This window comes from Methanomicrobia archaeon (assembly GCA_016930255.1).
Taxonomy (GTDB): domain Archaea; phylum Halobacteriota; class Syntropharchaeia; order Alkanophagales; family Methanospirareceae; genus JACGMN01.
Genome location: JAFGHB010000014.1, coordinates 1 through 23,334, shown reverse-complemented (window position 1 = coordinate 23,334; position 23,334 = coordinate 1). Strand labels below are relative to the sequence as shown.

Genomic DNA, 23,334 nt, shown 5'->3' with positions numbered 1-23,334 from the left:
TCGCCGTACTGTCCAACTTATTTCGTTTTCACAATTTCAGGCACGTTTCCCCACGTTGCCAGCGTGTCCTTATAGATCACCAATGCACCTTCAATCCCGTCTACGTGGTTGATTGCACGGAACGCTTCTTTGATCGATTGCTCGTCCGTGACAGCATTGCAGAGCGCAGTAGCGGCGGCATCTGATAGTGAGGCACTCGCGCTGATCACCGTTGCGGCATCCGCGGTTCCAAAGCTTATCGAATGCCCGACCGTTCCAGAGGACGTACATATACCTGTTAAAGCGTGCGAGGGTTTTATCCGCAGCGCAATTTTGTTCGAAAATCGACTCCAGCCCGCGTAGATCCCCACAAGCACCTCCCTATCATTGATCAAAGCAATATCCCCGCCGTTATCCACCATTGCGTACGTCGCGCCGGCATCACGCATCGCTTCCACGGCGAACTCGGCTAACGTGCCCGCCACCGCGGCCATCGGCCCTATGCTGAATCTACTCGCAGCGTCTATCATTCTCCGCGTGATCTCTGGTATTTCACCCGGTTCTCGAGCATCACCCACTTCAACTTCATCCTCTGTCCGATACCGTTCGAACGTGACGAGGAAATAAGGATGCCAGCGCACGAACCGCTCCAAATCTCGCCTTCGCCGTATTATTTCCTCCTTTGCTATCTCGATATATCTCTCTTCATCTGCGGTTATCCATACGAACGTCTCCTTTAGCCGGAAGCTCTCCTTCATTTTCGCTCCTGTCGCTGTATTTTAGTATCATTCCTTCCTTTTACTTTAAATTAGCAATTCTTCCGTTTCGAAGAGTCACGCATGCGTGAGATGACGAGGATAAAGATGGATGAAGAAGCAGCGTGTAAAGAGCTAAGAGCCCTGTTGAGCGATGCAGTAAAAAAGAACGATGCAGAGGCACTGCTGCTTTCCGGCGGGTTAGACACGAGCATTTTGGCTGCTCTTTCGAACGATACGGGTAAAATGAGCAAGAAGGCGTTTACCGTTTTTCTGGCGGGGGCTCGTGCACGGGATCTTGACTATGCGCAGAAAATAGCACGGAAGTTCCGATATGAGCACCATGTGATTTGTATAACAGAAACCGAAGCTTTGGAAAAGCTGCCGGACGTAGTAAAAGCAGTGAGAAGTTTTGATCCTGCGCTTCCTAACGATTTGACCATCTACGTCGCGTTAGAAGAGGCAAAGTCACTTGGAATAAAAAGCGTAATGACCGGCGATGGCGCAGACGAGCTCTTTGCCGGATATTCGTACATGCACGCGCTCTCCCCTGACGCTTTAAGCCGATATATTGAGACCATCTCGAGGACGATGTGGTTCTCCTCGAACAAGCTCGGAGCTTCTCTCGGCGTGGAGATTAAACAACCGTATCTCGATAAAGAAATTATCGACTTCGCAGTTGATGTGGATCCTGCGCTGAAGGTAAGGGAGCGAGACGGTAGAACATACGGCAAGTGGCTCTTACGAACGGCCTTTGAAGAAGCGTTGGGGGAAGTGGCCTGGCGCGCGAAAGAGCCGATCGAGTTCGGTTCCGGCACAACACAGCTCCGGGACGTTATCCAGAAGAAAATCCCAGATAGTGAATTTGAGGCGAAAAAGCGAGCATACGGGATGGCATTTATGAATAAAGAGCATCTCTATTTCTACGAAATCTACCGGAGGGTTGTGGGCGAAATTCCGAAGCCGAGAGGGACTGGAAAGGATGTATGCCCCCTTTGCAAGGCGGGACTGCCGGAAAACAAGTTACATTGCACTATCTGCGGATACTCCTCACCCCTCCCCTCAGTCGATAGATAGCTACCTTGAGGTAAAGCACTAGTTAACGTAATGCAGTTGGCCGGCAGGTAGGTACAGTACGGGGATCAAAAAGGGAATCTTATAAGTAGCAGTTAGGGCGTTGATTATATGCAGGCAGGTATCAAGAGAGGACGGTGAATACGAAAAAAGAAAAATGCATCCTCTTGCTTATGAGTACCTGAAGAAGGTGCTGGAAGATAAGAAACTTGTCGGACCGGATGAGACGTGTGACTATTATCCCTGCCATTTCACGGGGCAGGACTGCACGTGGTGCTTCTGCCCGTTTTATCCCTGTGAGGACGAGCAAGTCGGTGGTAAATGGGTGGAGAAGGTGGACGATGACCGTATCTGGGGCTGCTCAAAGTGCTTCTGGATACATCGCTCAGACGTTGCAAAAGCGCTGCTGGAGGCGTTCGAGGCACTTGGCATAGCGACCGTTGACGAGCTCGAGGAACGACTGCCAGAGCTCAAGGAACTATTCGTACGGTTGAAAGCGAAATATCCACCGAAGCCGAGAAAATGAATTTCACCATTGATCATATCCTTATCATCGTCATTGCACTCGTTATCGATCTGACCGTAGGCGACCCGCCCGAGAAGCTGGACAGGTTTTATCCCATTGTGTGGATAAGCCGGCTGATGTATTTCTTTGACCGAAGGACGAGCCGTGGAAACGCGCGAAGAGAAAAGGTGCGTGGTGTGGTATATCCACTGCTCATACTGACGATTTTCGTTGTGCCATGTCTCTTGCTCTTTCTTGCTCCCGGTGATCTGATATACATCGTTGTTGGCGCACTCGTCTTCAAGATGACCTTCACGATAAAAGGCTTGGAGCGGTTCGGCCGGAATGCGATGGCAGCACCGGATTTGGAAGCGAAGCGAGCTGCAGTGGGAAAGATCGTGAGTAGAGACGTGAAAGCCTTGGATAACGCGCATCTCGACTCCGCCGCGATCGAATCGGTAGCGGAGAACCTCACCGATAGTGTTATCGCGCCGTTCTTCTATTTTGCGCTCTTCGGCGTTTGTGGTGCCCTGGGGTATCGCGTGTTCAACACTTTGGACGCCGTTGTGGGCTACAAGACCGAAGAATACCTCCATTTCGGCTGGTTCTCTGCGAAAACGGATGATGTGCTGAATTACGTACCGGAACGGATCGCAGCGGGCTTAATACTGCTAACCAGTCATTCAAATTGGCGAGCGTTTCGAGCAGTTAAGGTACCCAAAGGAGTTCATGTGACAATAGCGGCAATGAGCCTCGCATTATGCGTAAAGCTGGAGAAAGCGGGGCACTATGTCGTAGGCGAACAATTCGAGCCGGCATCAGAAGAGGATATCGAACGAGCGATACGAGTAATGAAGTTCTCGTCTGTTCTGTTCGCCGTTATTTGCCTCGCGGTGCTTGTGCTGCTTTGCTCAGTGGTATGAATAAATTACGGAACTTATTTATATGGTTCTAACTTTTCTGAAAACAGACAAAAATTGTAGAGGCAATATACTCCAAAAAATAAAATCACCGCAAAGCAAAATGAAAACAACCGCTTGGAGATCGTTAGCTTTAATTTTAGCTGGTACACTTATTAGTCTCTTTGTGACTTCACTCATATCGTCTCTTAATACATGCATTGTGGTATCAACAAAAGGACAAATTATCTTTCTTGTTTCATTGGCAGCAATCGCCTTGTTTTGCCTTCTTGTAGGGTTTGAAGTAATTTCCCCTTTACGCTGGTTATATAAAAAGAGAAGGAGTTGCAAATTTTTAGGCTTTAAAGTAGGTATATTAAACGATATCAGAGAAGAAGAAAAATACGGGAGTGTTCCCCCTAAAGAATGGAAAAAAGAGATAGAAAAAGTTGCGAAGACGGCTGGAGTGAAGATTAAAGTAGATTTAATCAAAACAAATAAGAATTTTGGTACTTATGCTGCAATAATAAACCCTTATGGGGGTACTTATCCAGAGTCTGATTTAAAAAGTTTTGATACTCTGACTGAAATATTTAATTATGTGTATACTGGTGGATTATTTGTGAGTGTTGAAGATATATTTGGCTATTATGCTTATAATGCATCACTTAAGCCCGGAAGAAAAATAGAAACGCCACCGCCCGTTTACGGCATAAAATATGCAAGCGATGGAAGAATAGAAAGACTTGAACCTGCAAGACCGTTTGAACGCACACCTGCAATGGAAAAATTGGGATTAAGAGTAATCAGCACCGAGTATTCGTTGAACTGGAATAATATCTCCGCTCTTGAACGTGAGAAGCTATTGTTGCTTCTTAGTAATATTTACAATATTCCTTGGGTCAAAAACGCGACAGTATCTATGAACGATGGTGGTAATACTTGCCTCATTTCCAACGAAGAAGACGGTAACTTTGCTAAAATAATACTCAATCCGACGAATGGAAAAGTAACCCTAAACACTAGTGGTGGTAGATCTTACAATCTGAGAGCTAAAAAGGAAAATGACAACCCCTACTTACACATAATAGACATCTGGGACGTTGAATTCGCGGATAAATTTAGTGAAGTAAGAACCGAGATGTTTGGGGTTAAGGTTTTTAGGGCGGTAATAGTAGAGAAAAATGTTAAATCCGTTGTAAAACCTGAAAAATGGCAAATCGGGAAAGAAATAACGCCGCTCTGCTTTGTAAACTACGGTAACGAAGGTAAATTTTTATTTTCGCTTCTTCGGATATCGGATCAGGAAGAGATAGTTAAAGAGCAACTGAAGACAGCACTTTCTGAGTTGGTTGTTAACTTCGTAAAAGATGCTAAATTGGACTGAGATTTACAAGCACGTGTTGGTACTTCTTTATGCCTTCTCCCTTAGTCGCTTCACCATCTTCACTGCTGCTTCGACCGCCCTCTTGGCATAATCTACCCGTTCCTGTGCTTCTAATCTCGTCATTCCCGGGCCTGCTACGCCCAACGTCACCGGCTTATCGTACTCCAGCGAAAGATCCATGATTTTTCTCGTCAGTTGCGATGCAATGACCTCATCATGCCCCGTCGCGCCCTCGATGATGCAGCCAAGTGTAACGACCGCGTCGACGTCCCCCTCCGCGAGCATCTTCTTCACCGCTAACGGCATGTCAAAGGTTCCCGGCGTATATGCCGTATGCGAAACGGTCGCACCAAGAAACGAGGCATGCTCTCTCCCGAGTATCTCCATCTGATAGGTGATGTCCCGATGAAATTCCGAGACGACGAAACCCAATTTTATTTCAGCTTCTTTTCCTTTTGCCATTCTAACCCCTTACCATTCTCTCTCTAATACTATAACGTGGTTGAACGTTATAAAAACGTCTTATACCCTCAAGGGCCCTGCATCCTCAAATCCTTCCCGTTTGCCCTGGCCTGCCTCGCGCTCCAGGTCCTGTGGCTTGAAGAGCAGTTTGATAACGTTCTGCGCATGTTCGCGCGCACGGCGGTCGGCAAGCCACGCGAGCTTCTTATCATCTTCTGCCTCATCTTCGTGGACAAAGACCTCGATGATGTGCGTGGACGTGAGGAGCTGCGCAGTGATAATTCCGGTCGAAGCCTCGTACGCGCACTGCTTGTCTATCTCCTTGGGCCCCGGCATCCCCAGCGCCATGACGATCTCGCAGCCTCTCTCCTCGATCAGCTTCTTCGCAGCCACTGGCAGATCCTTTATGCCCGGGACAGTGTACCGCTCTATCGTTACGGACGCAAGTTTCCGCAACTCGTCTATCGCTGCCGCACCCATGTCGTACCGCGCGAACGTGGTATCCGTAACGCCTACTTTCTTCATCTCCCTCATCTACCCTCTCATTCATTCAATTAATCAATCAGCAGCTAACTCACGCATACTAACGCGCTACGCGGACACGCTTTTACGCAGACCTCACAACGGACACATTTCTCCTCGTCCAAATCGAGGCACCACGAGGGATCGAACGAGAATACCTTGGTAGGACAGACGGCAATGCACGCACCGCAATGCACACACCGCCCCTCATCCCAGGCAATCAGCTTCATTAATTTCCGCACTTCGATTCCTTTCTCTCTGAATAGCTCCGCAACCTGGTCCACTTTATTCCCCGGAACATCAACGATCAGCTCTCCCCGCGTTGCGCTATCTATGCTTAATTTCACACCCGTCTCGAGCACAACCTCAGCAGTATAGGGCATTTCATCCAGAGATAACGGGAATTTCAATAGCAGCTTCATTTATCTGCTTTATATTTCTCTTTCGTTTTTATAAAAGTGTAGGATTGATTGACTGACGGCGGGGCGAGTATGTATGGTATGCAGAGCTTGAGAGCACGGATACGGGATTTCGTGGTGACGAAGCAGGATTGGATCTTCTCGGTGGTCAGCTATGATCTGGGCGGCGAGCACTTACGCTGCCTCTTGCGCTACGTCCCGGACGAGAAGGGCGAGCGCATCTCAGAGCGTGGACGATACCGGAAATTGGATTTTTACGGTGCGTACGAGTTCCTACGAGAGCATCGTCTGGAATACGTCAAAGACGTGCATGTGGTCCCGAAAGGCGACGTGAAGGAGATTCTCAGGCCAGAGATGCGGCTACCTGAAGTCGCTGCACGTAACGAGCACGCCAGAGCTGTGTACGAACTCCTTGGACAGCGTATCGCAAAGGAGCGCATAGGCATTACCGGTTCTTTTTTGTGTGGTCTTAACGGAGCGAATTCGGATCTCGATTTTGTCGTGTACGGGCGTGCGAACTTCGACAAAGCGAGAACGCTCGTTAAAGCTGCAACTGAATCAGGACTGCTCACCGCGCTTAACGATGAGTTGTGGCAACAGATTTACCGTAAACGGAAGCCGGAGTTGAGTTATGAGGAGTTCCTCGCGCACGAGCTGAGGAAAGAGCACAGAGGCGCGATCGGCGGCACATATTTCGATATCCTCTACGTGCGTGACCCGAAAGAGTTACTGCTGCTGGATATGTGGAATTATGAACCGGGCGAACGACTGGGCTACGGGACGATAATGGCGGAGGTAACAGATGCATCTTTTTCGTTCGATAGTCCAGCGATCTACGAAATCGAGCATCCCGAGGTGAACAAGGTTCTTTCGTTCACGCATACGTATACCGGGCAGGCGTTGGCGGGCGAAACGCTCGAAGCTCGTGGCGTGTTGGAGCAGACGAAGCATGAGACGCGATTGGTTGTGGGCACCACACGAGAGGCCAAGGGTGAATGGATTCGCTCGCTCTCGTTCGTTTAGGGAGAGCTAATTAATGATCTTAAACGTGAAGATACGTGCGGAGAACGAGGAAGAGAAGAGGTTAGAGATCTCGAACGCGGATACTTACGAGACGGTATTAGAGAAGCTGACCATCAATCCTGAAGAAGTTCTTGTCTTGCGCAACGGTGAGCCCGTGCCTGAGGACGAACCAGTGGCTGATAGTGCGGATTCCGGTGCTGAAATAACGATCATCAGAATTATTTCTGTCGGGTAGCCCGGGATCAGGAGTTTACATCCCGTCCAAATCAGCAGGCCGAATTATACCTGCCTCCGTGATTACCGCTTCAATCAGCGCAAACGGTGTGAAATCAAAGGCAGGATTGTAAACCTTCACGTCACGTGGAGCGATCTGCTTTTCGCCGCAGAATAAGAGCTCCTCGGGACTCCGCTCCTCTATCTCTACCTCGGTATAACTCCGCTCCGTATCGAACGAAGAACGCGGCGCGGCAACGTAAAACGGTATACCGTGCGCGTTCGCCACTACGGCATGCATGTACGTCCCGATTTTGTTGAACACGCCTTCCTTCACCACTCGATCTGCACCTACCAGCACCTTATTCACTCGCCCTGCTCGCATCAACGCCGCAGCCATGCTGTCTGTGATAAGCGTCACCGGGATGTTATCCTCGAGCAGTTCCCACGCGGTGAGTCGTGAGCCCTGATTGAGTGGTCGCGTCTCGCATGCGATCACTTCTATCCGTTTACCCTTCTCGATCGCCGTTCGTATCACTCCCAGCGCGGTGCCCCAATCCACACAGGCGAGCCGACCGGCATTGCAATGCGTCAGCACGACATCGCCATCCTCCAGAAGCGCACTTCCGTATTCTCCAAGCTTCTTGTTCGCTGCCACGTCATCCTCGGCGATCCGTTTCGCTTCCGCCAACGCCAATCGCATCATCTCCTGCATGTTCTCGCCACGCAATGCGGCCGCTAGCGCTCTATCAACCCCATACGAGAGATTCACAGCGGTTGGTCGCGCGTTTCGCAGCTTATGTGCCTCCTTCTTAACCGCAGCTGCATCACGCACGTTCTTGCATGCCAATACCACGCCAAACGCACCAGCCGCGCCTAACACAGGCGCACCCCGCACCTTCAATTCTTGTATCGCAGCGATCAGTTCATCCACCTGTGCACACGCCACAATTTTATAATCTGCAGGCAGTACCGTCTGATCTATGAGTTTCACTACCGCCTTTTCGTCATCCCACGTTATCGTTCTCATCGTACCGCACTCATTTTCACTTACCATAAAAGAAGCGGATATTTTAAATATGACTATGAACTGTGCGAACTGCAGAGAGAAAGCGTGTGCGAAAGGCAAGGACTGTACGGAAATTGCAGAAGAAGCGAAAACGGCATACGAAGAAGATGCAGCAGAAGTCTTGAAGTCGCTGCGCGTTTCCGCGCGTATTGAATCGCGCTATTATATGAAGAAGACCCGCATAGAGGAGTTGATGCTCTACGCACGAGAGATGGGCTATACAAAGGTGGGTGTTGCCTTTTGTATCGGGCTTGAAACAGAGGCAGAAAAACTCTGTACTATTCTCTCACAACATTTCGAAGTCTCTTCGGTCTGCTGCAAGGTCTGCGGAATTGACAAATCTCACTACGAGCTGGAGCGGCTCCACAAGGCGAGTGCCGTTACTAACCGAAGAGTAACCGGCACAGAGACGATACAAGAAGTAGAAGCAATGTGCAATCCAATCGGGCAGGCACTCATTTTGAACAAGGAAAAGACCGAGTTAAACGTCATTTTAGGTTTGTGCATAGGACACGACCTTCTGTTTACCCGCTACTCAGACGCGCCGGTAACGACCTTTGCGGTAAAAGATCGTGTGCTCGCTCACAACCCGCTTGGGGCTCTATACTCAGGATATTATCTCAGCAAGCTGCGAGAACCTGCACGTGAATAAAGAAGAGGGATAAAAGATCCCCTTTTCTGTTATTTTTGCACTTTTTGCACCTCTTATTTAAGAAGCTGTAAACGCCGAAGGTCCGCTTCAGTCCACTCTGCCTGCTCTTCAATTATGCGCTTTAACGTTTTTGGTGGAAAAGTTTCTGCGGGAGAGTGGAAAGAAATAGTTACTCGCCGGCTGTCAATATGATAGTAGTGATGGTGACTACCCCTTTGCCGGTCAAATTCAAAACCGTCCCTTATCACAGCACTAATTAAATCCTTGGCTTTCAAAGAGCGGAGCCGACGGTAATCAATTGTGCTCATACCGTCACAGATACCCTGAGCTCCGGTGACACCGTTACCATATCGGAAGCTGTATCTTCGCTTGGTAGTGGCTCATGGTGTTCTAGCATGCTTTCTACTACCATCTGAATTACTTCTTTAATGTTCTTAATGGCTTCTTCTTTGGTATATCCCCAGGTAGCAGCACCTTTCTCTTTTAATGCAGGCGCGTAGACATGATAGGCTTCTCTACCATCATCAAAAAAGTCCTTCTCTATGATTACCTTGAAGATATATGTTTTCATTTCCACCACACACTCCCTTTTAATAAAAAATACTAATAAAAAACAAAAAGAGAGGGATAAAAAAATCCCCTCCCAAAACCTTTTTCCTTTTTACTTGTGGTTGGTTTGGTTTTACTTCTTTATCCTCAGTACGAGGTAAGCTACGGCTAACAAGCCTGCAATGGCGAACACCGCTTCGAAGCCTGGTTCTTCAGGCGTTGGTGTTGGTGCTGCGGTTGGTGCTGCGGTTGGTGTTGCTACTGGTGTTGGTGCTGCGGTTGGTGCTGCGGTTGGTGCTGCGGTTGGTGCTGCGGTTGGTGCTGCGGTTGGTGCGGCTGCGCCAATGGTCACCGTTACGGTATCCGTGTTGCCATCACCATCATCTGCCTCTAAAGTGTATGTTCCTTCAGCGGCATCCGAGGTGTCGATTGTTGCGGAGAACGTTCCCGTATCCGCATCATCCCAAACGACATCTGTCAGAGCCAGTAAGTCGGTTGGTCCCGCAAAGGTCGAAAGGGTTATCGTGGTATCCGGCTCTCTGTTGGTTGTTCCCGTTATGTTCAAAGGATCTCCAACTCCTACGGTCGCAACAGGATCCAATCTCACGTAGCCAGACTCGACTTTGAAGGAGAGTGTCTTCATAATGTCGTCACTTCCTGCTTCTGTAAATTTCTCCTCGACTATCTCCAGAATCTGTTGCTGGTTCTTACCTTCGGCAACGAGCCCTGTCAGATCTAACGCGCCGGCTGGATCTCCCGTCTGGTACACGCCATCACGCCCTGGTGAAAGCACAACTGCAACCCAGACACCGGTGTCTAACCCTTCGATCATGGCCTCGTCTTCCTCGAACTCGTCATCGGTTACGGTTGCTGATGCTTTAACTAGACCGTTAACAACACCCATTCCGGTCCCTGTTTTCTTCCAGCCCTTCGGGCCTACGAGTATATAGTCAACAGAGGAAACTCCGGTTGCTGTTCCCATTATGGTGTAGTCATCGTCTTCCGCAATCACATTCCTCGCCTGCTCAGCGGAAAGCCCCGGTTCAATTAATCGAACCGTGGTTTTGCCGTCTGGATCGACGCCATTGTAGTCGGTAAGGAGTGCCCCTAACGCTGGCTTGTCGATGTACACCTCGACGGTGTACGAACCGGTCGTCGCTCCTGAGGTATCCCACTTCACGGTGAACTCCTTGCTCTCATCTACAGCCTTGTCGTTAGATACAATTGTCTGATCTTTTACGATGACATCAACTTTGCTGCCAGCGCTAATCGCACCGTTTATCTCCAGCTCTTCGCCGATGATCACCTTCGTCGGCACGTCAAAGGTCACCGATGCCTTCTCTACGGCCACTTTGACATCTGCGTCGTCTGTTTTGGTTACCGTTGCGTCTTTATCGAAGTTACCATACGCGGGATAGGTTGCCGCATACACCTTTATCTTATAGGTTCGCGCGTCACAGCCCGTTGTCGAGATCTTCACATCGGCAATACCGTCTGAACCGGTCTTTACCCATGCTGCCAAGTTAGGTGTCGTTCCTGATTCAGATGCAGCCCCGGTAGCATCTAGTACCTTAACATCACCTGCCAGTTTTACCGCGGGAGGTTCCGCCTCCTTTACATCGGTCACTATAAGGTAATAGTTAGTGCTCGGGTTTCCGTTAACGACTAAGACCATGTCCTTCCCTTTTGCAACGGTGTCATCTGTAGCCTCTATCGAAAGATCTTCACTGCGAATGGTGAATTCCATTGTCGCAGATGAAGCGGAGAGTAAGTTGCAGCTCGTCTTATCTAACTTGAAGGTTACCTTGTACGTCCCCAATTTCATGCCTGTCAAGTCTAATGCATCGCCGTAAGGTGCTGGCGCTGTGACCGTTGGTGCCGGATCGCCGATAAACATGCTGGATCCGAGTATCGGGATGTCACTCATTGTTTGTCCATCGACACTTGGGACTTGCACGCCATCAGGGTCAGTAAGCGTGATATCAACCAAGCCTCCGGGTATTTTATCGCCGATATTCGCCTGTACTTTGAATACTATTTCCGAGCTTGTTGGAACAGTCTTTCCAGCTATGGAATCCTGCGCTGCTGAATTCAATATGACATCTCCCGTAATGGTGGCTTCGTCTATGAATACATAGAACTCGCCGGCATCTAACACACTGTTGGAATTAGCATCTACAAAGTATTTACCTTTGATTGTGGATGGTACCGTCATGCCTGCTGAAAGTGCTATTGGAGATGCATCTTCGGTCGTGGTACCAGGAACACCTTCCAGTGCGCCTGTAGCGCCGAAAGTAAGCCCTTGCTCGCCGATATACACAGTGTCACCTAGTACTATATCGGTAGCTGTTGTGCGTGCGCTCGTCGGCACCATAGCGCCGAAGATCGAAGCGAGCATAATTATTGCTAGTGTAATGCCTATCATCTTTGTTTTCATTTTTTTACTTTTCACCTCCTAATTTTTTTCCAATAGAAAAGGGGGTATATAAAGCTTTCGGTTTAGCGTGCGGTTCGAAGTGCCAGTGGCACTCCTACCTTGCCCTTTCACCTTCGCCTTTAGCTTCATCTCCCTTTTCCCCCTTGTTCTCTATTTTATCCTTTACTATCTTCTTATACTTTTATCTTTTTCGGTTTTTCGACATTATTTATAAAGCGCTATGCCGTAAGCGCTCTCATCTCCGCGAAGCCCTGTTCCGTCAACGCTTTTGCGAGCGGTAGCGAAGAAAAGGGTTGTATAGATGAGTGTGATATTTTTGATGCTCGTACTTTATATCCTTTTCGCTTTTCTTTGATCAAACTTTCTTTTTAAGAAAGGTTGAATGATCGTCGCTATCACGGGGACGCCCGGTACGGGAAAGACAAGTGTGTGCAAAGCATGTGGACTTGACTGTATGGATCTGAATAGCGTCATAGCGGAGAACGGTTTTTATACCGGTGTGGATTCCCAAAGGGGATCTCTAATTGCGGATCTCGATAAGCTGGACGAATACGTGCGGCATAAAGAAGAAGGACGGTTGTTAGTAATAGAGGGCCACTTAGCGCATCTTCTGAAGCCTGATGTCACACTCGTGCTGCGTGCCAATCCTGCGGTGCTTATTGAGCGGCTGAAGCAGAAGGGCTTTCCACCGCAGAAGATTCAGGAGAACGTGGAAGCGGAAACGCTGGATATTATACTGGCGGAAGCGGTAGAGCTGTGCGACATTGTTTATGAAGTGGATACAACGGATAAGAGCGTAGAAGACGTGGCTGCTGTAGTGCGCGCGATTATTGATGCTGAGGTGGAGCGTGAAGAAGAAGAAGAAAGCGGAAGCGAGAGAAGGGAAGCGCTCAGAGAGACGTACAAGCCCGGGTCGGTGGATTGGACGCGCTTCATCGAGCAGGTTTTCGCGCTCGACGGCACCTAATGTATCACTATGATGACGAATAAATATCGTGCCTAACGTGCAAGAAATACGTCCAAAAGGTGAACAAAGACGGAGGTTGGCAAGAACGGTAAATCAAAAAATCGCTAAAGGAAGGTTTCAACACCGTCGCTAACTAATTTCATTACCTCTCCACCCTTATTATACACACCTATGAGAGGATAGAACCAACGATGCGGGCAATAGTTGTGGGCTCGGGCGCCGGTGGAGCTACGGTAGCAAAGGAGCTATCTGCCAAAGGCATGGAGGTACTCCTTCTAGAGAAAGGCCCAGAAACAGACGGAAAAGACGCCGCTCAATGCTATGCAAATGTTGGCGCCGACGTAGAAATTCTGAGGACCTGCTGTTTAGGTGGTACCACTATGGTATCAGGGGGAAACGGCGTGCGGGTTCTGGAAAAGGAGTTAAGGGTGCTGGGGCTCGATCTGCAAGAGGAGTTCGCGGAAGCGGAGCGAGAGCTTGGCGTACGAACCCTTCCCGATTCGCACTTCGGCGACGGCACCAGAAGGATCATGGCGACTGCTGAGAAGCTTGGATTCATCGTGGAGAAGATGCCGAAGTTCATTGATCCTGCGAAATGCGTACCGTGCGGTAAGTGCGCATCCGGCTGCCCGCACAGTGCGAAATGGAGTGCACTCGCTTTTGTAAAGGAGGCGGAACGGAACGGTGCAACGGTACTAACAGATCGGTCGGTAGATGACGTACTACTAAAAAAAGGCGACGTCATTGGTGTGATAAGCAAGGATAAGGTCCTTTCAGCCGATATCGTCGTGCTCGCCGCAGGCGCGTTGGAAACGCCACGGCTGCTTAAGAAGCAGGGACTGCCGACCACGCCAAACCTCTTCGTTGACACCTTCGTCACTATCGGCGGCGTTCTCGACGGAATAAAACAGAACAAGGAAGTGACAATGAATGCTCTTATATCCTTTGAGGATTTCATCTTGTCTCCTCATTTTTCCAAGCATTTAGTGAAGAGAATGGAAGAGAAAAGGGTAAGGGCCTCTCAGGAGGACGTACTCGGGCTAATGGTGAAGATAAAGGATGAAGAAGTAGGAGCGGTGGATGACGACGTGGAGAAAGGTATAAAGAATAGGGATGCAGCTCGGATCGCAGAGGGGACGGCTATTGCAGGCGCGCTATTAGAAGAAGCCGGTGCCGATCCAAAGACCTTTGTCTCCACTCCGTTACGGGGCGCGCATCCTGGCGGTACAGCGCGAATCGGCGAAGCGGTCGATAAAGACCTGGCAACCGAGATAAACGGGCTGTACGTCGCGGACGCATCAGTGCTTCCCGCATCGCCCGGTGCCCCGCCTATACTGACGATCGTCGCCCTGGCTAAATACCTCTCGAAGATCATCCTCGCTCGCTCATAAGTAAACGTCACTAATTCTCGATTTGTCGTTTCCTCCTTCAACTTAGCGTATAGCGGAATTTAAGAGCCCCACAACCATCCTTTATATGCTCCGCCCCACCTGAAAGGCAACGATGACCTACCTCACGGGGTTCGGTGTGACCTCGTGCTGAACCGGTTTACGGACGGCACCGTGTAAAGAGCCTCTCTTTGACCCGATTTCCTCTTTAAAATACCGCATTTTTATATACCAACTACTATAGAGATAAGTGGTATAAATGATCGAAGAAGTGAAGGAAGTAATCGAGAAAGAGATAAAGCCATTATTAGCGCTGGAGGGTGGCAGCATCGAACTGGTGAGCGTGGATGACGGTGTGGTGAAGGTTCAGTTACAAGGCGCATGTGCAGGCTGTCCAATGAGCCAATTCACGCTGGTGAACTTCGTCGAAGCGACGCTGAAAGCCCGGATTCCGGAAGTGAAGAAAGTAATCTCGGCCAGCGATCCCAGAGAGCAGTGGGAAACGATAATGAGGCGGTGATGGAAATGGTGAAATGCGAACTCTGTGGCGAGGAAACGGACGACCCGATGGAGCTCTACGGGCGACAGATGTGCCGCGATTGCTATGTCTTCTATAAGAGGATTGAGGGGAGTGGATGCGGTGGCTGTTGCTGCGGTAGATGAAGTTGAATTAGCGCGATACGCGAGACAGATAAAGATATTTGGAGAAGAGGGTCAGAGGAAGCTTAAAAGGGCAACAGTTACCATAGCAGGCGCTGGTGGGCTTGGCTCGGTATCCGCGACGTATTTAACGGTTGCTGGAGTTGGAAGGATTCAGGTCATTGATGATGATACAGTAGAGTTGAGCAACTTAAACCGCCAGATATTGCACTGGGAGAAAGATATCGGTAAGAGTAAAGCGGAATCATTCGAAGAGAAGCTCTCCCAGATGAATTCAGACGTGGACGTAGTGGTGACGGGTCAGCGGATAGCAGAAGAGAACGTTGCGGAGATCGTTGGCGATACTGATGCGATCGTTGACGCGATGGACAACTTTCAAACGCGCTACTTGCTCAACCGGGTTGCGTTAGAGAAGGATATACCACTCTTTCACGGTGGGGTGTACGGATTCGAAGGTCAGGCGACCACGATAATACCCGGAAAGACCGCGTGTTTACGGTGCCTCTTCCCAGAAGAGTATCCACCGGAAACGTTCCCGATACTCGGCGCTACCTGCGGCGTTATCGGCTGTATCCAGGCAACCGAGGTGGTGAAATATATAGTAGGCGTGGGAGAGCTGTTGACCAACAGGCTCCTGGTCTGGGATGGTCTGGATACAAGGATGGAGGAGTTTGTGGTCGAGCGGAACCTGGAATGTATCGATTGTGCTGATTTCTACTGTGCTGATTTATAATAGCGTACAGTGTTTAACACTCATTTATTAAAAAGAATGAAACTGAAGTCCTGCATCAAGGGTTATAAGAAAGGGACGCATCGTGCAGTACCTCCGGAGGAGACTTGTGCTCGTGTGGATCCCACGTTGCCCGTGGCCGGTGTTACCCGCGTTGCGGACATAACCGGTCTGGATAGAATCGGGATACCGGTATTCTCAAGCATACGACCAACCGCAGAGGGCGGCGCCATTTCGGTGTATAACGGCAAAGGAACGACGGCGGCGGAGGCGAAAGTGTCCGCAATGATGGAGGCTGTGGAACGGTACTCCGCGGAAATCGGCGATCAGGAACTCCTTGTGGATAGCTATGCAGGACTTTGTGAGCGTGAGCAGGGGCGTGGGCACGAGAACGTGTTAAAACCGCGAGAGTTGATTCTTCCCGATTACGTGCGGGACATCGAGGATGTCCGTATCCCGTGGGTGGAAGGTTATGATTTGATGAATGATGAGGAGATATACGTGCCTGCGAACGCGGTATTCCATCCCTTACCTGCTCGATACGATAAGGTCAGACTGTTCCGGACGAACACGAACGGGCTGGCGGGCGGAAACGAGCTGGAGGAGGCGATTTTTCACGGGCTTGCTGAGGTGATCGAACGTGACGCGTGGTCTCTGGTGGAAATAACGCGCAGGCCGGGCCCTGCTGTGGACGTAGACGGCGGTGATATCCGCGTGCTCATCGATAAATTCCTGAATGCTGAGGTCTCCGTGCTTGTGCGGGACATAACGAGTGACATCGGTATACCTACATTTGCGGCCGTCTCGGACGATATCATGCTGAAAGATCCCACGCTGCTCACCATCGGGATGGGTACGCATACGAATGCGCGTGTCGCGATAAAGCGAGCGATTACGGAGGTCGCACAGAGCAGGCTCACGCAAATCCACGGTGCGAGAGAAGATACGACCACTGCAGATCTGAGGCGCGTGATGGGCTATGAGTGGATGCGAAAGCAGAACCAGCACTGGTTCGATATAGCGGATAGCGAGGATTTGGATGCGCTGGATTCCGTTTCGCGAGATAACGATGATTTTCTCGAGGATATAAAATACGTAATGACCCGGTTACGGGCTGCGGGATTAGAGCGCGTGATCGTGGTGGATTTAACGCGAGCGGAGATTGGCGTGCCCGTAGTGCGAGTGATCGTGCCGGGTCTGGAGATGTTTGGCGTTGACGGTGAGCGGATAGGGGAGAGGTGCAGAAATGCACGAAAGCAACGTAGTCGTGTTCCTGGGACCGAGTCTTGATACGGAAACCGCAAAAGGTATTCTGGATGCCGAGTACAAGCCGCCTGCAGCACGAGGCGACATTTTCATGGCGGTAAAAGAAGGTGCGCGGATTATCGGGTTGATAGATGGTGTCTTCTTTCAAGCCTGTGCGATCGCGCATCGCGAGATCCTGTACGCGTTAGAGAACGGTGTGAAAGTGATAGGAGCATCGAGTATGGGCGCTTTACGAGCTTCTGAACTTGATCTTTATGGTATGGAGGGCGTTGGAGCAATATATGAGCAATATAAGAAAGGCGAGCTGGTTTCAGACGATGAGGTCGCGTTGCTCTACGATCCCGAGACGCTCGAGCCGGTCTCCGAACCGCTCGTGAATATACGCTACAATCTTGGCCTCGCCGAGAAGGCGGATCTCATAAGCGAAGCGGAGGCGGAAAAGCTGCTGACGGTTGCCAAATCGTTGTATTATCCGGAACGGGATTATGAGCGGTTACTAGCAACTGCGGAGGCGGAACTGAAAGCGGACTTGACGCAGCTACGGGTATTTTTAAGCGAGAGAAGGATAGATTTGAAGCGAGCAGACGCGATCGAAGCGTTGAAACGGATACAGGAGATAGTGAATGAGAATGACTAAAAAGGCGTTGCTGTTGTTGGGCTGCCCGGAACTGCCGGTTCAAACGGGCACGGCGCTTTATCTTGCGAGCGAGCTGAAAGAGGCCGGGCTGGAAGTTTTCGTTGCGGGAACAGATGCTGCGCTTCGCCTTTTGGAAGTCTCAGACCCCCGAGGATGTTATGTAGATGCAGAGCGGATGAAAAATCTGGATACGTGCATAGGGGCGCTTGCGGAGAAGCGTTTGGACTTCGATCTGTGCGCCGTTTTCGTGCATAACGATGCCGGGTTATCGTATCTCGCTACTATCCGTAGCATATCAAAGGCGAAACTCTTCGCGATCATCTTCGGGAGGGATGCGGAAACACTCGCAGGGCAGATCGATTTCGAGTGCGAGAAGCTCGTTGCCAAAGCGGTTCATAACCCGATGCCACTGAAGGAGCGGATAGACGCAACGATAAAGGAGTTGAGATAAAACATGGGCTGTATCGAATTGATGGACTATAAGATCTTGTTATCGCGCACGTCGTTCAAAGAGGGCAGAGAATATATACAGAAGAACTACAAAGACGTATACCAGGTAGAACCAGGATATAAGCTGTTTGATGTTTATTTGATCGGTGTTCCGCCTATTTTTATAGGGACCAAAGATAATTATGTTATATTTCCGTACGTGAAGCCCTGTCATGGAACGTTCGTCTTAAAGATCGAAGATGAAGGCGAGGCTAAAAGATTGGTGAAAGAGAAGCGGGTGGTGTAAGCTCTATCTATGTTCGGGCACGCGGCGACCGAACAGTCACGAATCAAGCGTAATTTCTCATAGTGATAACCGCATGATTCGAAGTTCGATTGCGGTTATTCTAACAGGAGCAAGCCGAAGAAGGTTATCTTTTCATAGGGTGAGGTGAGCACTTCCAGTTCATAGCCGGCATTCCGAGCCGTCTGGAACACGTCGATGCCGCAGGCCTCCATAGCCGGTCTCATTTTCTGCTGGTGCGCACAGAATCGCTTCGGTGCCTGATCTAAAACGGTCTCCTTCCGCTCTGGTATGCAGTCATCGCAGTAGGCACAGCATAGTCCGACCAGTGCGAGAGCCTTGTAATAGCCGGAGAGGAAGGCGTTCCGCTCGAGTTCGAACATCGTATCATACAGCTCTTTTATCGCATCCCAGAGGAAATGATGGATGTGTGAAGGCTGCACGTCGCGGTTCGGGTGCGCATCAAATCGTGCGAGTATCGCCTTCTCGTAGCACTGTATGAGTCGCTTCGCCTCTTCGACCGAAGGAACATACGGCGGGCAGTTCAAGTGCTTGCCATACGCTTTACAGCCATACCGGCATTTCCACCGTACCCACTCTTCTACCTCAATCGTATCAGTGGCGATCAGTTTAAAATCCGAATGGATGTGCTTCAATTCGTCCAACAGAGTATTTAATTCCATTTTCATCTTCACTCGCTCGTCCCGATCCTTAGATCTTATCGCTACTTTACGTAATCTTATGCGCCGCTGTGCTATTTATAAATAACATACCAGTAATCCTTAGCGCGCGCTATCTGATCACATACAACGGAATATCATCCGTTACGATGAAGCACCTACCGTGCACGTTATAATTTCTCAACGTTTGGTGACTGGCAACCAGGGCAGACAACATCCTCGCCCATCCCGTTAAACTTGTTACCGCAGTCTTTGCACTTGTATTGCTCCATTTCTAACTCTTCAACCTCAAGGTTGAAGTCGCCACCTCCCACACTACACATCACGATCACCCCCTTTACATCTACACACTCTAATACATAACTTGGGAATTGCTATAATATAAGTATAAAGAACAACTAAAAGGGGTGGTGATGCGTATGGGTGATGAGTTGGAGGAGTTTGTAAAGAAAATCAAGGCGAAGGATTTAAACGCGGAGGCCAAGAAGCGAGGGATAAAGACCCACTGTGTGAAGAAGATCGACGTAGCCAAGCAGTTGCCGCGTGAGATTGTGGAAGAGCTTGCTTCCAAGTCGCGGTAGAGAATGAAGCACGAGTTTTGCGTGCTGTTCTGCACGGCGAGCGAGGAGGAATCCGATAAGATAGCGAAGACGCTGGTCGAGGAACGGTTAGCTGCGTGTGTGAATGTTACCGGGGTGAACTCGTATTACCGGTTGGAAGGTGAGGTTTGCGAGGATAACGAGGCGTTACTGATAATAAAGACCGAGAAGAGTATGATCAATAAGATTATCAAAAGGATAAAGGAAGTGCACAGCTACGACGTGCCGGAGATTATCGCACTGCCGATTATCGCCGGGTATGAGAAGTATCTGGAATGGGTAGAGGAGTCGGTAGGGTGAAAAGGTCGATTTCTTCTCACAATAAAAATCCAGTTTTGACAAGTTATCAAATTGCTCTATAATCTTTTAGTAGGTCTTTTTATTTCAGTCGGCCTTCCCATCTCATTTTGATTTGTTTTATCTAAACTATTATCTTATTTATGGAGATTTTTGGATTGAAAATAGCACTAATATAGTTACCAAGCAAATCAAGTTCTTCTTTACAAGAATCTATGACCTTTTGGATACTCTTATGACCTATAAAATTACTTTTCAATTCTTTAGATACGTCTTTTAGGAAGGTATTTAGGGTATTAGAAAATTTTAGTGGAAATAATATCGAAATAAAATCATTTATTAGTGCATTCTTGTATCTTTCATTTTCTTTATTCCTTTGAACATACTGATTCACTAAAGATTCAAAAGTTGGCCAAATTTCCACTCTTTTTTCAAGCAACCTTTTTGCGTCTTTTAACTGCTTTTTCAAAATAATTAGTTTTTCTTTTAATTCTTGTGTTTTTTCAGTGCTTGGGTGATGAGATATCTCGTGAGAAATAGTATGACCTTTGTAGGCATTATCATAAAGGGTATAAAGAGCAAAAGATACGTCTAAATCAGATTTATCTAATACTTTTGAAATTCCCGAAATTTTATTTTTGAGTTCATCTTGAGTATCGGGGTAATTGATTGAATCAGGTCTCTCTTTGATTGTATCATACAAATATTTAAAGTTTCGCATTTTTATTTTTGAAGATTTTCTTGTAGGTGGTGCCGTATAAAGAAATTCATGCGCCCATATAAGCTTATATAACTCTTTTAGTATAGATCTATCTCCTATTAACTCTCCATTTTTATCAAAAAAATAAATCTTTTCTGCCAATAATAACTTACTTGGTATTTTAATATTCAATCTTTTGAGAACATGTAAGGTAAAGCAAAAAATAATTTACGGACAAATGCTGAATAATTCCTCCTCTCAAAAGCTAAGATAACCTGATAATCCATTTTTTTATAATTTAATCTATGAGTGAAATAGAGATGGTCTACCTCATTTAAGCTTTCAATATAATCATAACCTAAATCATTTTGTCTTAATAATCTAAAAACTTGCTCTACCATTCTTTAAATACCTCCAATAACACAGTTTAGACATTTATAAACCTCAGTCTTAGTTCTCTTACTCAAAACATTACAAGTCACACACCCTGTACTTGATTACGGAGCCCGTATTCATTTTTCCCCTCTATTTTTTCACCAGCCTCTCCATCTTTCCAGATGGATTGAGATTTTCAATTGCTTACAAACGAAATTATCTTTTTAGCTTAAATATCTTTCCACTCCTACTTTTTGCTTATTTTGCTGCTTTTAGTGAGGCGAGTATCAAAACCCCTACGGACATTCAGGGTGGAATAAATCTAACCAAACCCTTTTTTGATCGAAACACCTTTTGTCTCCTTGAAAGGCGAGGGAAAAGCTCATGGTTCGCGTTGGTGTTCACGTCTCAATCGCAGGCTCGATCGATAAGGCCGTGGATCGAGCACAGGAGAAAGGCTGCGATACGTTCCAGATCTTCTCACGAAATCCACGCGGCTGGAAGATCAAGACGCTGACCGAGACTGATATCTCGCGATTCATTGAGAAACTTAACCGTACGGGGATATTCCCCCCGGTCGACCACATGCCGTACCTCCCCAATCTCGCTGCACCGACCGATGACGTATATACCAAATCAGTAGCTGCGCTTACCGAGGAATTGGAACGGTGCAACGCTTTGCAGATCCCTTACCTCGTCACGCACCTCGGCAGCCATCGCGGATCGGGTAAAGAGGCAGGGCTGCAGCGGATTGTGGATGCAATCGACACGGCTTTTAGTGGTATAGGTGATGAAGCTAACGGCGTGATGCTGCTCCTGGAGAATACCGCGGGGACGAAGAACAGCATGGGCGGCACGTTTGAGGACATCCGACACATCATAGATCGTCTTGAGCGTAAGGACCGGATCGGCATCTGTTTCGATACCTGCCACGCCTTTGCCGCTGGTTACGAGTTGCGTACTGAAGAGAGCTTGAATAAAACGCTCCAGCACTTTGACGAGGTGTTAGGGCTCGAACAGCTCAAGCTCGTGCATCTCAATGACGCAAAGGGCGGTCTGGACTCGCGATTGGATCGGCACGAGCATATCGGACTCGGGTACATTGGCGAGGATGGGTTCCGAGTGATTCTTAACGATGCATGGCTCAGGGAACTACCGCTGATTTTGGAAACACCGGTGGATGACCGAAGAGATGATCTAGGGAATCTGGAGAAAGTGCGGGAGCTTGCGGGTCAAGCGTGAAGACTCGTCGGCATCGTAATGGTGACTACTGAGAATCAATTGTTGTAACGAATTTTGACGGATAACTCATGCGGGTATATGGAATTTAGCACGAATCTACTAATAAAAATAAGCAATATTCAAGCTTATTTTCGATTTTTATATGAATATAGCTAGTTATTATCTAGCACGTTATCACTCTGCCAGTGGCGTTAAACTCCTGAGCATGGATGATCTCGGATACGAGCCCGTGCGGATGGTAGAGTTGTACGTTTCATCAGCGCTGATCATCGAGATGTCCCCCTGATAGATCCGCTTTCCATCAAACTCGATGCGTGCGTCCATCGGCACGAAGATCCGTCCCGTCACTTGGTCTTTGACGCGATGCAACGTGAGCGTGAGCTTTCCTATTGTGATCCCCTCTTGAAGCATAACCAATCTTTTTAAAAGGCAGTTCACCAATACATTGAGGAGAGATGCCGAAGAAACCGCCAGAACTCATCTATGGTGTTGATGACACGCCGCCGCTGTCCGCATGCCTGCTCCTCGGCGTGCAACATATCTTCATTGTTACCATAGCACTCATTTTCCCCGTCGTCATTGTCCGTGCAATCGGTGGCTCGGTTGCACAGGCAGATTTCATGGTCAGCATGTCCCTGCTCGCGGCCGGTGTCGGCACGATCCTCCAGGCGCTGAATCGAAGGGGCATCGGGTCGGGGTACCTCTGTCCCTCAGTATGCGGCCCCTCATATCTCTCCGCATCACTGCTCGCCGCCAAAACGGGCGGGCTTTCGCTCCTCTTTGGCATGACTGCGATCGCAGGTACCTTTGAGGTCTTCCTCTCACGTGCAATACATCGTCTTCGCGTTCTCTTCCCGCCTGAGGTGACCGGCACGGTGGTGGCAATGGTTGGTATTACCGTTATTCCAATCGCCATCTCCAATTTCGTTGGTCTAGGCGCCACCGACACCACTACTGAACGCGCTGAGCATATCGTGGGATTCATTACTCTGGGCGCGATGCTGGGAACCAGTGTGTGGAGCAAGGGTAAACTGTTAAGTAAACCAAAAAAGGTTACACATCGATGTATTCGTTTTTATGAGTCCTCTTTTCTTTCTTTTTCTGTAAAGGAGGAT

Annotated in this window: 33 protein-coding genes; 20 read left to right on the top strand and 13 right to left on the bottom strand. The window is 48.7% G+C overall.

Annotation, left to right across the window (positions count from 1 at the left end):
• Positions 1-17: 17 nt before the first annotated feature.
• On the bottom strand, positions 18-737 hold the full coding sequence (locus JW878_02200) for a UPF0280 family protein (GenBank protein ID MBN1761879.1): 720 nt from the start codon (positions 735-737) through the stop codon (positions 18-20).
• Positions 738-818: 81 nt separating this feature from the next.
• On the opposite strand from JW878_02200, the gene JW878_02195 reads away from it, so the two are divergent.
• The 4 genes from JW878_02195 (at position 819) to JW878_02180 (ending at position 4,599) form a co-directional block, all read left to right on the top strand.
• Positions 819-1,811, top strand: coding sequence for a hypothetical protein (locus tag JW878_02195; GenBank protein ID MBN1761878.1), 993 nt, complete (start codon positions 819-821; stop codon positions 1,809-1,811).
• 154 nt (positions 1,812-1,965) lie between these two features.
• Positions 1,966-2,334 (top strand): hypothetical protein, encoded by a 369-nt coding sequence (locus JW878_02190; protein ID MBN1761877.1) that lies wholly within the window; start codon positions 1,966-1,968, stop codon positions 2,332-2,334.
• Positions 2,331-3,236 carry a cobalamin biosynthesis protein CobD gene (gene cobD, locus JW878_02185; GenBank protein ID MBN1761876.1) on the top strand — a complete coding sequence of 302 codons (906 nt, stop codon included), beginning with the start codon at positions 2,331-2,333 and terminating at the stop codon, positions 3,234-3,236. The genes JW878_02190 and cobD overlap by 4 nt, the downstream gene beginning before the upstream one ends.
• Positions 3,237-3,435: 199 nt before the next feature.
• Positions 3,436-4,599, top strand: coding sequence for a DUF4402 domain-containing protein (locus tag JW878_02180; GenBank protein ID MBN1761875.1), 1,164 nt, complete (start codon positions 3,436-3,438; stop codon positions 4,597-4,599).
• Positions 4,600-4,626: 27 nt separating this feature from the next.
• Here the strand turns inward: JW878_02180 and JW878_02175 are convergent, their stop codons facing one another.
• The 3 genes from JW878_02175 to JW878_02165 are packed head-to-tail and all read right to left on the bottom strand — an operon-like array spanning position 4,627 to position 6,005.
• Positions 4,627-5,061 (bottom strand): 6,7-dimethyl-8-ribityllumazine synthase, encoded by a 435-nt coding sequence (locus JW878_02175; protein MBN1761874.1) that lies wholly within the window; start codon positions 5,059-5,061, stop codon positions 4,627-4,629.
• A 60-nt stretch (positions 5,062-5,121) separates the two neighbouring features.
• Entirely contained in the window at positions 5,122-5,586 is a 465-nt protein-coding gene (locus JW878_02170; GenBank protein ID MBN1761873.1) for a riboflavin synthase, read from the bottom strand.
• 44 nt (positions 5,587-5,630) lie between these two features.
• The gene (locus JW878_02165; protein MBN1761872.1) at positions 5,631-6,005 is read right to left on the bottom strand and encodes a 4Fe-4S binding protein; all 375 of its coding nucleotides are present in this window, start codon (positions 6,003-6,005) and stop codon (positions 5,631-5,633) included.
• A gap of 78 nt (positions 6,006-6,083) precedes the next feature.
• Between JW878_02165 and JW878_02160 the strand changes: the two genes are divergently transcribed.
• Both JW878_02160 and JW878_02155 read left to right on the top strand, forming a co-directional pair.
• Positions 6,084-7,025: a nucleotidyltransferase domain-containing protein gene (locus JW878_02160; protein ID MBN1761871.1), complete on the top strand. Its 942-nt coding sequence runs from the start codon at positions 6,084-6,086 to the stop codon at positions 7,023-7,025.
• Between the two features lie 13 nt (positions 7,026-7,038).
• On the top strand, positions 7,039-7,260 hold the full coding sequence (locus JW878_02155) for a MoaD/ThiS family protein (protein ID MBN1761870.1): 222 nt from the start codon (positions 7,039-7,041) through the stop codon (positions 7,258-7,260).
• A 15-nt stretch (positions 7,261-7,275) separates the two neighbouring features.
• On the opposite strand, the gene mtnA is transcribed toward JW878_02155, so the two are convergent.
• On the bottom strand, positions 7,276-8,268 hold the full coding sequence (mtnA, locus tag JW878_02150) for an S-methyl-5-thioribose-1-phosphate isomerase (protein ID MBN1761869.1): 993 nt from the start codon (positions 8,266-8,268) through the stop codon (positions 7,276-7,278).
• Between the two features lie 55 nt (positions 8,269-8,323).
• Between mtnA and JW878_02145 the strand changes: the two genes are divergently transcribed.
• Positions 8,324-8,959, top strand: coding sequence for a DUF1847 domain-containing protein (locus tag JW878_02145; GenBank protein MBN1761868.1), 636 nt, complete (start codon positions 8,324-8,326; stop codon positions 8,957-8,959).
• A 53-nt stretch (positions 8,960-9,012) separates the two neighbouring features.
• Here JW878_02145 and JW878_02140 read toward each other — a convergent pair whose 3' ends face one another.
• The 3 genes from JW878_02140 to JW878_02130 all read right to left on the bottom strand — a co-directional run bounded on the left by JW878_02140 (position 9,013) and on the right by JW878_02130 (position 11,945).
• Positions 9,013-9,267 (bottom strand): type II toxin-antitoxin system HicA family toxin, encoded by a 255-nt coding sequence (locus JW878_02140; protein MBN1761867.1) that lies wholly within the window; start codon positions 9,265-9,267, stop codon positions 9,013-9,015.
• Entirely contained in the window at positions 9,264-9,530 is a 267-nt protein-coding gene (locus JW878_02135) for a type II toxin-antitoxin system HicB family antitoxin (protein MBN1761866.1), read from the bottom strand. The genes JW878_02140 and JW878_02135 overlap by 4 nt, the downstream gene beginning before the upstream one ends.
• Positions 9,531-9,641: 111 nt before the next feature.
• A complete protein-coding gene (locus JW878_02130; GenBank protein ID MBN1761865.1) occupies positions 9,642-11,945 on the bottom strand; it encodes a PGF-CTERM sorting domain-containing protein in 2,304 nt (767 codons plus the stop codon).
• Positions 11,946-12,327: 382 nt separating this feature from the next.
• Between JW878_02130 and JW878_02125 the strand changes: the two genes are divergently transcribed.
• The 9 genes from JW878_02125 (at position 12,328) to JW878_02085 (ending at position 18,329) form a co-directional block, all read left to right on the top strand.
• A complete protein-coding gene (locus JW878_02125) occupies positions 12,328-12,912 on the top strand; it encodes an adenylate kinase family protein (GenBank protein ID MBN1761864.1) in 585 nt (194 codons plus the stop codon).
• A gap of 191 nt (positions 12,913-13,103) precedes the next feature.
• The gene (locus tag JW878_02120) at positions 13,104-14,303 is read left to right on the top strand and encodes a GMC family oxidoreductase (protein ID MBN1761863.1); all 1,200 of its coding nucleotides are present in this window, start codon (positions 13,104-13,106) and stop codon (positions 14,301-14,303) included.
• A 256-nt stretch (positions 14,304-14,559) separates the two neighbouring features.
• A complete protein-coding gene (locus tag JW878_02115; GenBank protein ID MBN1761862.1) occupies positions 14,560-14,820 on the top strand; it encodes a NifU family protein in 261 nt (86 codons plus the stop codon).
• Positions 14,820-14,963 carry a hypothetical protein gene (locus JW878_02110; protein MBN1761861.1) on the top strand — a complete coding sequence of 48 codons (144 nt, stop codon included), beginning with the start codon at positions 14,820-14,822 and terminating at the stop codon, positions 14,961-14,963. Before JW878_02115 ends, JW878_02110 begins: the two co-directional genes overlap by 1 nt.
• Complete coding sequence (locus JW878_02105; GenBank protein MBN1761860.1) at positions 14,905-15,693, top strand: HesA/MoeB/ThiF family protein; 789 nt, start codon at positions 14,905-14,907, stop codon at positions 15,691-15,693. The genes JW878_02110 and JW878_02105 overlap by 59 nt, the downstream gene beginning before the upstream one ends.
• A 36-nt stretch (positions 15,694-15,729) precedes the next feature.
• On the top strand, positions 15,730-16,980 hold the full coding sequence (locus JW878_02100; protein MBN1761859.1) for a YcaO-related McrA-glycine thioamidation protein: 1,251 nt from the start codon (positions 15,730-15,732) through the stop codon (positions 16,978-16,980).
• Positions 16,937-17,593, top strand: a complete 657-nt coding sequence (locus JW878_02095; GenBank protein ID MBN1761858.1) for a TfuA-related McrA-glycine thioamidation protein — start codon at positions 16,937-16,939, stop codon at positions 17,591-17,593. The genes JW878_02100 and JW878_02095 overlap by 44 nt, the downstream gene beginning before the upstream one ends.
• Positions 17,586-18,044 carry a DUF1890 domain-containing protein gene (locus tag JW878_02090; GenBank protein ID MBN1761857.1) on the top strand — a complete coding sequence of 153 codons (459 nt, stop codon included), beginning with the start codon at positions 17,586-17,588 and terminating at the stop codon, positions 18,042-18,044. Before JW878_02095 ends, JW878_02090 begins: the two co-directional genes overlap by 8 nt.
• Before the next feature lie 3 nt (positions 18,045-18,047).
• On the top strand, positions 18,048-18,329 hold the full coding sequence (locus tag JW878_02085; GenBank protein MBN1761856.1) for a DUF1894 domain-containing protein: 282 nt from the start codon (positions 18,048-18,050) through the stop codon (positions 18,327-18,329).
• A gap of 95 nt (positions 18,330-18,424) precedes the next feature.
• Here the strand turns inward: JW878_02085 and JW878_02080 are convergent, their stop codons facing one another.
• The gene (locus tag JW878_02080; GenBank protein ID MBN1761855.1) at positions 18,425-19,015 is read right to left on the bottom strand and encodes a DUF2284 domain-containing protein; all 591 of its coding nucleotides are present in this window, start codon (positions 19,013-19,015) and stop codon (positions 18,425-18,427) included.
• Positions 19,016-19,176: 161 nt separating this feature from the next.
• Positions 19,177-19,329, bottom strand: coding sequence for a hypothetical protein (locus JW878_02075; GenBank protein ID MBN1761854.1), 153 nt, complete (start codon positions 19,327-19,329; stop codon positions 19,177-19,179).
• Positions 19,330-19,425: 96 nt separating this feature from the next.
• Here JW878_02075 and JW878_02070 point away from each other — a divergent pair, with 96 nt between their 5' ends.
• Positions 19,426-19,587: a hypothetical protein gene (locus JW878_02070; protein ID MBN1761853.1), complete on the top strand. Its 162-nt coding sequence runs from the start codon at positions 19,426-19,428 to the stop codon at positions 19,585-19,587.
• Positions 19,588-19,590: 3 nt separating this feature from the next.
• The gene (locus JW878_02065) at positions 19,591-19,905 is read left to right on the top strand and encodes a divalent-cation tolerance protein CutA (GenBank protein MBN1761852.1); all 315 of its coding nucleotides are present in this window, start codon (positions 19,591-19,593) and stop codon (positions 19,903-19,905) included.
• A gap of 121 nt (positions 19,906-20,026) precedes the next feature.
• On the opposite strand, the gene JW878_02060 is transcribed toward JW878_02065, so the two are convergent.
• The gene (locus JW878_02060) at positions 20,027-20,794 is read right to left on the bottom strand and encodes a hypothetical protein (GenBank protein ID MBN1761851.1); all 768 of its coding nucleotides are present in this window, start codon (positions 20,792-20,794) and stop codon (positions 20,027-20,029) included.
• Positions 20,791-21,003: a hypothetical protein gene (locus JW878_02055; GenBank protein ID MBN1761850.1), complete on the bottom strand. Its 213-nt coding sequence runs from the start codon at positions 21,001-21,003 to the stop codon at positions 20,791-20,793. Before JW878_02055 ends, JW878_02060 begins: the two co-directional genes overlap by 4 nt.
• A gap of 358 nt (positions 21,004-21,361) precedes the next feature.
• On the opposite strand from JW878_02055, the gene JW878_02050 reads away from it, so the two are divergent.
• Positions 21,362-22,219, top strand: coding sequence for a deoxyribonuclease IV (locus JW878_02050; protein MBN1761849.1), 858 nt, complete (start codon positions 21,362-21,364; stop codon positions 22,217-22,219).
• A gap of 174 nt (positions 22,220-22,393) precedes the next feature.
• On the opposite strand, the gene JW878_02045 is transcribed toward JW878_02050, so the two are convergent.
• Positions 22,394-22,630, bottom strand: coding sequence for a hypothetical protein (locus JW878_02045; GenBank protein MBN1761848.1), 237 nt, complete (start codon positions 22,628-22,630; stop codon positions 22,394-22,396).
• A 44-nt stretch (positions 22,631-22,674) separates the two neighbouring features.
• Here JW878_02045 and JW878_02040 point away from each other — a divergent pair.
• Positions 22,675-23,334 (top strand): hypothetical protein (locus JW878_02040; GenBank protein ID MBN1761847.1); only part of this gene is annotated, 660 nt, incomplete at its 3' end.